This window comes from Paenibacillus sp. P46E, from assembly GCF_001909095.1.
In the GTDB taxonomy this organism is placed as follows: domain Bacteria; phylum Bacillota; class Bacilli; order Paenibacillales; family Paenibacillaceae; genus Paenibacillus_AQ; species Paenibacillus_AQ helianthi.
In genome coordinates this window covers 133989-142602 of sequence record NZ_LVYZ01000028.1, presented here as the reverse complement: position 1 = coordinate 142602, position 8614 = coordinate 133989, and the positions used below count along the sequence as shown (strand labels likewise).

The window sequence follows — 8614 nt, the reverse complement described above, 5'->3', positions numbered from 1 at the left end:
CACTACTACGGAACGATCCGCCATCTCTCAACCCTTCGGCTTGGTTTTCCCTTTCGGTTATACCGCCCCTACCTTGTTCGCGTTTGCGTCAAGGAGACTATGAGACTTCCCTCAGTTATCTGCACCTTCTGTTCCATCCATCCTGACCCTAATCACGTCGATGAGTCTTGCAGGTCATTTCCCTTTGTGTGTTTTCCTGTAAGATATACGATTTCGTATAGGTTTCCCCGTTTTTACGGCGGGTCACCCAGCATCGCCGCCACCTCTGGTTCACTGCATTCCGGGCTGGACTTTGCCTGCAGGCCCTTCGGATTCTTCCTTACGGAAGACACCCTGCCCTTCCGGCAACTTCGGTTGCCGGAAGTCTGCTTCGGCTACGGCACTTTAAAGGGTAAAGTCACCGGGTGGATTTGAACCACCTAGATGGTGCGACTGTGAGGCGCACATAAAAAAAGGACCTGTCATCAGACAGTCCCCTTGCATGATCATCTGGCAACGATGATGTTTGGATCTATTCGGGTCAATTCTTGTTCAACAAGTCTGGAACGATGTTAGGCAACCGTGCAGCTATCCGTTACCGAAACCGCTGACAGATCTGCATTTGCAGCCAGATTCATGATCTCATTACTTTTCCCAGCACCAGTGTAATGCTCTGGGCCAAAAAGCTTAATGCCAGGGCCGGAGACAAAAATAGAAAGTTGGAGGCGATAAGCAGCATCGCAGCCAGCTTCATGTAAGGATAATATTTGGAGGGAATTGTTGACTGCTGACTAATGCCGACCGGAGCTATAAAAAAGATGATAAGGACAGCTGCCATTGTTGCTGTAATGGTCCACATCTGTCCCACCGCGATCAGCGAAATGCCTGTAAAAAGAATGGTGGATACTACTACGCATTGCAGATTGGATTTCAAATGTATGCCTCCGGTCAACTGGCGAAGAAGTGCGAACGAGATCAGTATAGTGGCTATCTCTCCTGTCCGTCCGGTATACAGTGATATACCCAGTGTCGCGGCGACAATAAAAAACAGATTGAGCATCATGGAAATCGCAAATGTAAAAACTTCAATTGATGATGGATGATCCGGTACAGAGCGTTTTAGCGATCCGGCTATCCTTGAAGCAAGCATTTCAATCATTCATTTTCTCCTTTCTAATGGAGGAGTACGGGTAGAACACAACAGCAAAAAAAGCAAAATAACCCCTGTCAAATTCATAAAGAAAACACGCCAGAAAATACGGACAAAGCCGGATATAAATAGTCCATACTATTCGTTATGCAGAGAAGTTTGTGAATGAGAAATAGGACCAAAAATGAATAAAATCAAAAAAAACTGTGACCTACTAAAGGCCAGATGTAATCTACCGCCCTCAACTTGAAGAACGACATCATCATGGAAAAAATCCGTCATTTGTACACTATCTCTCCCCATTATATTGAATATTCTTCCAGCGGTATAGTTGATTTCTGTTAATTAATAGATGTAGAAACAGAAGAAGCCTCCCATAGAACCGAACGGTTCATGAAAGGCTTCTTATCCTGTTACTTGCAATATCCATTCAAGGCAAGCCAGGAGGCGCATGCCTCTGTCCAACCTCGGGTATGGGGCTCATCGTCAGCCAGGCCAAGCCCATGCTCGCCATGTGCGTATACATGAAGATCAAACGGAATATGATGACGGCTTAACGCAGCGGCGAATTGCAGGCTGTTCTCGACCGGCACTGCCCCATCATCAGAGGTATGCCACAGAAAGGCAGGCGGTGTTGCTGCCGTTACCTGAAGCTCACTGCTGAGCCGTTCAGTCAGCTCCGGATCCGGCTGGCTTCCCAGCTGATTTTCTTTTGAGCCCTGGTGGGTCACACCTTCTGCCATAGATATTACCGGATAACAGAGTATCAGCAGATCCGGGCGGCTGGACTGGCGTTCCAGGGGCTCTGAAGCAGCTTCATCCCCGGCATCGAATAGAACACCGGCAGAAGAAGCTAAGTGTCCGCCTGCCGAAAATCCCAGGATACCTAATCTGCCGGGATCAATTCCAAACTCATCTGCACGGTAACGGATCGTGCGGAGCGCACGCTGAGCGTCATGCAGTGCATGGGGATAACCATAAGGTGCTACCCGATAACGCAGCACAAAGGCTGATATTCCCAGGGTGTTCAGCCATTCTGCAACCGGTCCGCCTTCATGATCTGCCCGCATGGCGTAGGCGCCGCCAGGACAGACGATCACAGCAGCATTCTTCTTGCCTTCCACCAGATAAGGTGTAATTGCCGGACAATCCTCATCACTTGTTCCCAGTGCTCCGGGTGCCCCCTCCGGCCATAACAATAATGTTTCCATCTTCATCCCTCAAGCTTTCTTTCAATAGGATAGATTCATTCAGGAAATCGCTTTCTTTCCCTTCAACAAGTCTATCAAGGTCTTACAGTTCATGCAATCAGTTCATCATGCCATCATTCATTCGCCCAGCGGAAGCTTCGTTCCTGTAGCAGTCACCGTGATTTGTTGTCCATAAACCATGATGTTTGCTCTTCCACCTCGTAGTGCCGTGAAGCATACATGATTTCTGTCCACTTCAATTCCCAGCAGCACACCCGCATACTTTACCCGGAAGTGATAAGAGGTCCAGCGCTTCGGTAAGGTTGGCCGGAAAGAAAGACATTCCCCGTCCGACCGCATACCACCAAAACCATACACAATATTCATCCAGGCTGCGGCAATGGAAGTGGTGTGCAGACCTTCACGTGTATTCCGGTTATAGTTGTCCAGATCCAGCCGGGTTGCGAACTCAAAGAAATGATAGGCTTCCTCATATTTGCCGATCTCGCTGGCCAGAATGGAGTGTATCGAAGGTGATAGCGAGGATTCATGGATGCATCTCGGCTCATAATATTCATAGTTGGCCAGCTTGGCTTCCCGGGAGAACTCCCCATTATATAAGAACATAAACATCAGCACATCTGGCTGCTTAATCATGTCATAGCGGTATAACCGGTCATAGGACCAGTTCGAATACAGCGGAAAATCGGTTACCGGAATCGAATGAATATCGATATGTGGCATATCAAAATACCCGTCATGTTCCTCGTACACTCCAGTGACTTGGTCATGAGGTATCCTCATATGTCCGGCCTTGTTATCCCAATCGGCTAATTCCTCCGGCATGAGTCCCGTTTTCTTCATTAGTTCAGAATAGGCGTCCGGCACCAGTGTCTCCATTGTGGCAATCGTCTCCAGCGTAAACTCGAATAATTTCTTCGCCATGAGATTAATGTAGCAGTTATTATTAACCATCAGCTGGAATTCATCTGGCCCCATCACGCCAAAATATCCATATTCCCCGCTGCGCTGCCCCCACTGTCCGCGCGTAGCATAGAAACGGCTGAGCTGAATCAGCATTTCAGCGCCTTTACTGTACAAAAATTCTCTGTCACCTGTATTTTTCACATAATGCCAAATACCATAGGAAAGAGCCGTACCAACATGAAGCTGGAGGTTGGAATGCTGCCACAGGTCGCAGCTTTCCGTCCCGTCGATCGTGGCAATCGGATAACAGGCCCCTTCACAATCGACCTCCCGCGCGCGGTTCATTGCTTCCGGAAGTGTTTTGTAGCGGAATTCCAGCAGGCTTTTGGCCGCCTTAGGGTTGTTGAATATATAGAACGGCAGACAGTACGTCTCCGTATCCCAGAAGGCCAGCCCCCGGTAGGCTTCGCCTGTCAGCCCTTTGGCTCCGATATTATAACCGGGATGATCGCCATGATACGTCTGATACAGCTGAAAAATACAGAAACGGATCCCCTGCTGGTTCTCCGGATCACCTTCAATCAAGATGTCACTGGTCTCCCATATTTCATTCCAGTAAGCGGATTGGGCAGCAAATACTTCTGCTTCATTCAGTTCCGAGGCACCCGCTGCCAGCCCGAGCCCTTCGTGCCAGAGTTCGTCTTCCTTACGGGAAGCATCAGTATTTATACAATGGACAGCAAGCTTCGTATAAGAAGCCATCTCTCCTTGTGTTAATTGCAGCTTAAACGCCTGCCCGATATAGCGGTCACGTTCTACCTTTTCAGTGTGCAGTTCTTGAGAAGAGTGCAGGACAAAGCCGGAAAACAGCTTATTGCCCGTGTTCAAGGTGCTGGCCATAATTGCACTCACATTACCTTCTACTCCGCTGCGCAGACTCCTCCACATACTCTGACCGCGTTCCTCATGGATGACGCCGAAATCAAGTCCGGTACAAATCTCCACATCACCCGAGAAATTCAGAGGCTCAAACCTAACCTGCTGGAGACCCAGATGAGCATGTGTCATACTAACCAATCTGGTGAAAGTAAGCCGCAATCTCTTTCCGTTCTCCAGCAGCCAGATCAACTCCCGGCGGTAAGTACCTGTGCGAAAATCCAGCCTGCGGCTGTAATCCGTAATTTTGCTGCGGGCCAGATCCAACTGTTCACCATCTACCGTAAGGCGCGTATGCAGCCAGTCCACCGCATTTACCATATAGCGCAACGAGCGGATCATTCCCTTGTAAGGGTTACCTATCTCCTGCTGCTCATACAGGCCGCTGAAATAACTGCCCAGCAGGGAGTCCCCGCCATAGCCCTCCTCGGCGTAGCCGCGCACCCCCATATACTCGTTCCCTACCGAAAAAACCGACTCCGAGGTCCGGTTCCGCTGCGGGTCGAAGCCTTCCTCGATGACGGCCCATGGGTCGACCTTCAGATATTTGTCTGCTACCTTTGCCATTGTTTGAATTCTCCTTCTCCCGGGTTGTGTCCACCAGTTCCGTGAAGAAACCGCCAGACCCTCAATTCCAGCGTAGCTCGGAGGGAAAGAAAGGCCAATGTCAGCCGATAACAGAGTTATGTGCATTATTACGGAGTTGAAAAAAACCTGCAGGTTGCGTTATGATCAGAAAAGCTGAAAAAATCAATCTTTATCACAAAGCAAAATAACAGGTTCTCCCATTATCTGTGTATAATAGGCGACGACTGCTACAATATAGAGCGTATTTAAGACTTCAATCCCTTGTTCAGACTAAAATCATATTAAATCTCACACCTTTGAAGTGAAAATTATCACAATGTTAAAAATTCGACACTTTTTCACGAAAATTTTCACCCATAAAGAGGAATTTCAATGTATAATTAATTTAAAATTTACTGAAAAACTGAGGGAATAAAGGGGATGTCGATTATGATAAAGGAACATTATAATGTTATCGAAGCCCACGGCAATACAAACTGTTTCTCCGAACAGAACTTTAACCGGCTTCTGGTTACAATGAAAGAGCGTATGGTACCTGAGGGCTCTCATTTGTTCTGGGAAGGCGACTTCTCGGATAAATTGTTTTATATCAAACGTGGACGTGTGAAACTAACCAAATCAACTGACGAAGGCAAAGAACTCATTCTGTATATGTATCAGGCCGGCGATATGGTAGGTCAGGCAGACCCCTTCTTCAGCACCAAGCACAGCTTCACCGCTGAAGTGATTGAAGAAAGTGAAGTTGGCGTTATCGAGCAGAAGGATCTGGAGATTCTGATCTGCCAGCATTGTGATTTTGCCATCGACTTTATGAAATGGATGGGTATCCATCACCGTCTCACACAGACTAAATTCCGTGATCTGATGATGTACGGCAAGCCTGGTGCTCTCTGCTCCACGCTGATTCGACTGGGCAATACTTACGGCGAGAAGACCGGGGACAGCATTTTGATCAACAAAAAAATTACGCATACGGATCTCTCCAACATGATCGGCGCAACCCGTGAGAGCGTCAACCGGATGCTGAGTGATCTGCGTAAAAAAGATGCTGTGGAATATGAGAATGGCATGATCGTCATCAAGGATCTTACGATGCTTCAAGACATCTGCCACTGTGAATTATGTCCTAACGAAATTTGCCGCATTTAATTTCCTAATACTAATACCCTCTATTCACCTCAATGAAACATATATGACCCGGAAATGCAGCATCAATTAATAGAGTGGTCAAAGGCGCCTTGTCCGGCGTCTTTTTTTCATGTTGAAGGTAGACTTTTCACCTCCCAGTCATCAAAAAATCCAACCTCCCGAGGCAAAGAGCCTTCATTCACCCATGCAACCGCCGCTAACGTCACAGGCGAAGCCGAATCCAGTGTAATTGCCGGCAACTCCACCCACTCCGTTCCCAGCGAATCCTGTTCAGCAAACTCCGTAATCCCTGATACTGCAGCATCTGCGGCAATTCCTACGGTATAGAGAGCGGCTATATGGTGCATGTGGGTAAAGGCATCTTCCTGATATCGGACAAACCAATCAAACGTCCCCAGATTGCATTCTACCGTTACTGTAAGCCCGGTTTCCTCCATAAACTCCCGTACCAATCCTTCCGCCAGGGACTCATTCTCCTCCAGTCTGCCTCCAGGCAGATCAAATCTTCCTCGATAAGGGCCTCTTCCTTTACGTATGACCAGCAGCTTCCCGTCATTCACACAAATTCCGTATACCCCAAAATGATTAAAGCTCTTCATCACGGATTCACTCCCCGGCGTATCACGATATATGTATTTTTACAAAACGGTACCCATGTCTTCCATAATGTCTCAAAATCGCGGATGAATACTTTTCGGTTATAGCAGGTTTCGTTACAGTTAATTGTGTGTTCCAAAGAGTCAGCCAAGTAAAAATATTCATCATCATAACCAACGACTGGTACAAAATGCAAATACCTTTGGTCAGGTAAAACCCGTATAAACGCAATAACCGGAGTGCCTAGATTCACTTGTTTCTTTAAGGTATCAACATTCCCTGAGCAAAAAAAAGCGTCATACCCAAGCTTCTTAAAGAACAAGAGAACGCCCTTAGGCGTAATTGTTCCATCATATAACTTTCTAGGGTAATCTTGATAGAGCTTGTTGCCATCCGCCTCCATCCCAAAATGTCTCATGATGTATGCGCTTGAAAATGCAGCGCATTCATAATTATGCTGAATGTCCATCCTATTCGAGGATTGGATAACATACGAATTCGGAATCGCATTGGTCGAAATGAAGTCCTTAGTCGGGAGAACAAAATAATATAAAACTAAACCAGCCAGGCATATACCTATTGCTATTGGCGGAATAAGAATAAACCCCATTGTATTCCTCCTAAAAATTCTGTATTTGGCTTTCTCATGACCCAACAAGTCCTTCAAAATTGCACCGCCAATCAGACACCCATGCGGGAAAATAACCTAATCGGTGAGCTACTCTCTATGAGGCAATGTTACTTGCGATTACGTCATAACTCGGTATCTCTCCACGTTCCAATATATCAAAAGTTAGCCTGTTTACAAGATAACTAGCCAATCCCAAATTACGATACTGTTGTAATACTTCTATACCAATTTGCCACAGTTTTGCACAGGTTTTGCTTGTTCCTGCCACACCAACAATTTCCCCGTTTTGCTTTGCAAGCATAGCTAGATCAGTCTGCCAGAGAAGATTCGTATTATAAATAATAGCTTCACTGAATCTTGTAATATCAAGTAAACGTACCTCTTCTTCTCGCTCAATCAGTTCAAATGAAAAAAAGTTCAGTGGTGCCATTGGTTTTATTCTTTTTACATCAGGTAGAAAATGCAAGTAAAGACCTCTGATAAATGGCAAGGAGAATACGGTATCCCTGTTTTTGCCTTGCATCTGTGTTTTGGCAATTAGCAAGCGTTCGGGTGTAGCCGATACGACAATTGATTTTCCCATAGACAGGATTTCGAAATAACGTGTATTTCTCGGAAATGGTCTACATCCAGGATTTTCTTTAGCTTCAACAAAAATAATGCTGTCCCTCTCGCTGCTCAGGTCATTGATAGAGCAATTCAGGTCAATTGCAAGTTGTGATGACACAATGAACAGCATTTCTTTTTGTGTCATAATCATTGTTACCCTTCCTTTCGCTTCGCCAACGGTTATTCAAGTTTCGCTCACCCAATGAACACTGCATAAGAAAACATTAATCCACGATTCATCAGCCTTTACGTCTCTATATTTTGGTAAATGAAAAAGCTTACAAATTCACACATGCAGCTTCGAATAGCCCATGCCATCTCTTCCAACTGGCTTATATTTAGCTAACGTCTTCCGTATTTACTAAGTTTATTTAGAAGTTTCGAAAGTCCAAAAATACAAAGCAAAGTTATTCCTGCAAAGATAGGCATTGATGAAGCAAATAACAAAACTACAATTACGAATAACAAAACTCTAAATATCTTAATTGCAAGTATCATATGAAAACTCCTATTAAGTTTGTTTCGAAATATATTTCTTCAATAACTCCGAAATATCCTGCCCCGTTAGAGCTTACAGATGCTCTTATAATCTCTTCCCATTTCGATAGATAAAGTAAGTGCCCTTCTTCATCAACCAGGGTGTAAGTACAATTAACATATTTTCTTTGAAAATATTTCGAAACTGCGGGCGTCCATATATTACCCTGGCCGCCTTGCCAAATATTCACCTAGAGGAGTACGGCAAGAATTCCTCGTTTTTAGGTTCTTCAATTTTCAAAAACTAATTTTGCCCATAGGGTCTTCACTACATTAAGAGTCTCGGTATGCATGTCCCTGGTTAGAACATACTAACTAGTC

General features: G+C 45.6%; 7 protein-coding genes. 1 reads left to right on the top strand and 6 read right to left on the bottom strand.

All coding sequences use genetic code 11. The features are described 5' to 3' along the window. Positions 1–613: 613 nt before the first annotated feature. The 3 genes from A3849_RS07125 to A3849_RS07115 form a co-directional block, all read right to left on the bottom strand. Positions 614–1138: an accessory gene regulator ArgB-like protein gene (locus A3849_RS07125; RefSeq protein WP_074110778.1), complete on the bottom strand. Its 525-nt coding sequence runs from the start codon at positions 1136–1138 to the stop codon at positions 614–616. A gap of 404 nt (positions 1139–1542) precedes the next feature. After that, positions 1543–2340, bottom strand: coding sequence for an alpha/beta hydrolase (locus A3849_RS07120; RefSeq protein ID WP_074110787.1), 798 nt, complete (start codon positions 2338–2340; stop codon positions 1543–1545). Between the two features lie 117 nt (positions 2341–2457). After that, positions 2458–4749: a glycoside hydrolase family 65 protein gene (locus tag A3849_RS07115; RefSeq protein WP_074110777.1), complete on the bottom strand. Its 2292-nt coding sequence runs from the start codon at positions 4747–4749 to the stop codon at positions 2458–2460. Positions 4750–5199: 450 nt separating this feature from the next. Between A3849_RS07115 and A3849_RS07110 the strand changes: the two genes are divergently transcribed. Further along, entirely contained in the window at positions 5200–5919 is a 720-nt protein-coding gene (locus tag A3849_RS07110; protein WP_371915990.1) for a Crp/Fnr family transcriptional regulator, read from the top strand. 107 nt (positions 5920–6026) lie between these two features. On the opposite strand, the gene A3849_RS07105 is transcribed toward A3849_RS07110, so the two are convergent. From A3849_RS07105 to A3849_RS07095, 3 genes are all read right to left on the bottom strand, one after another. After that, complete coding sequence (locus A3849_RS07105) at positions 6027–6518, bottom strand: NUDIX hydrolase (RefSeq protein WP_074110776.1); 492 nt, start codon at positions 6516–6518, stop codon at positions 6027–6029. Then, complete coding sequence (locus A3849_RS07100; RefSeq protein ID WP_074110775.1) at positions 6518–7126, bottom strand: cysteine peptidase family C39 domain-containing protein; 609 nt, start codon at positions 7124–7126, stop codon at positions 6518–6520. The genes A3849_RS07105 and A3849_RS07100 overlap by 1 nt, the downstream gene beginning before the upstream one ends. 115 nt (positions 7127–7241) lie before the next feature. Beyond that, positions 7242–7907, bottom strand: a complete 666-nt coding sequence (locus tag A3849_RS07095) for a GNAT family N-acetyltransferase (RefSeq protein ID WP_256700679.1) — start codon at positions 7905–7907, stop codon at positions 7242–7244. Positions 7908–8614 lie beyond the last annotated feature (707 nt).

Coding starts and splice junctions, on each gene's coding strand:
- A3849_RS07120 (WP_074110787.1), bottom strand. CDS start 2,340: ATGGAAACATTATTGTTATGGCCGGAGGGGGCACCCGGAGCACTGGGA.
- A3849_RS07115 (WP_074110777.1), bottom strand. CDS start 4,749: ATGGCAAAGGTAGCAGACAAATATCTGAAGGTCGACCCATGGGCCGTC.
- A3849_RS07110 (WP_371915990.1), top strand. CDS start 5,200: ATGATAAAGGAACATTATAATGTTATCGAAGCCCACGGCAATACAAAC.
- A3849_RS07095 (WP_256700679.1), bottom strand. CDS start 7,907: ATGATTATGACACAAAAAGAAATGCTGTTCATTGTGTCATCACAACTT.
- A3849_RS07100 (WP_074110775.1), bottom strand. CDS start 7,126: ATGGGGTTTATTCTTATTCCGCCAATAGCAATAGGTATATGCCTGGCT.
- A3849_RS07105 (WP_074110776.1), bottom strand. CDS start 6,518: ATGAAGAGCTTTAATCATTTTGGGGTATACGGAATTTGTGTGAATGAC.
- A3849_RS07125 (WP_074110778.1), bottom strand. CDS start 1,138: ATGATTGAAATGCTTGCTTCAAGGATAGCCGGATCGCTAAAACGCTCT.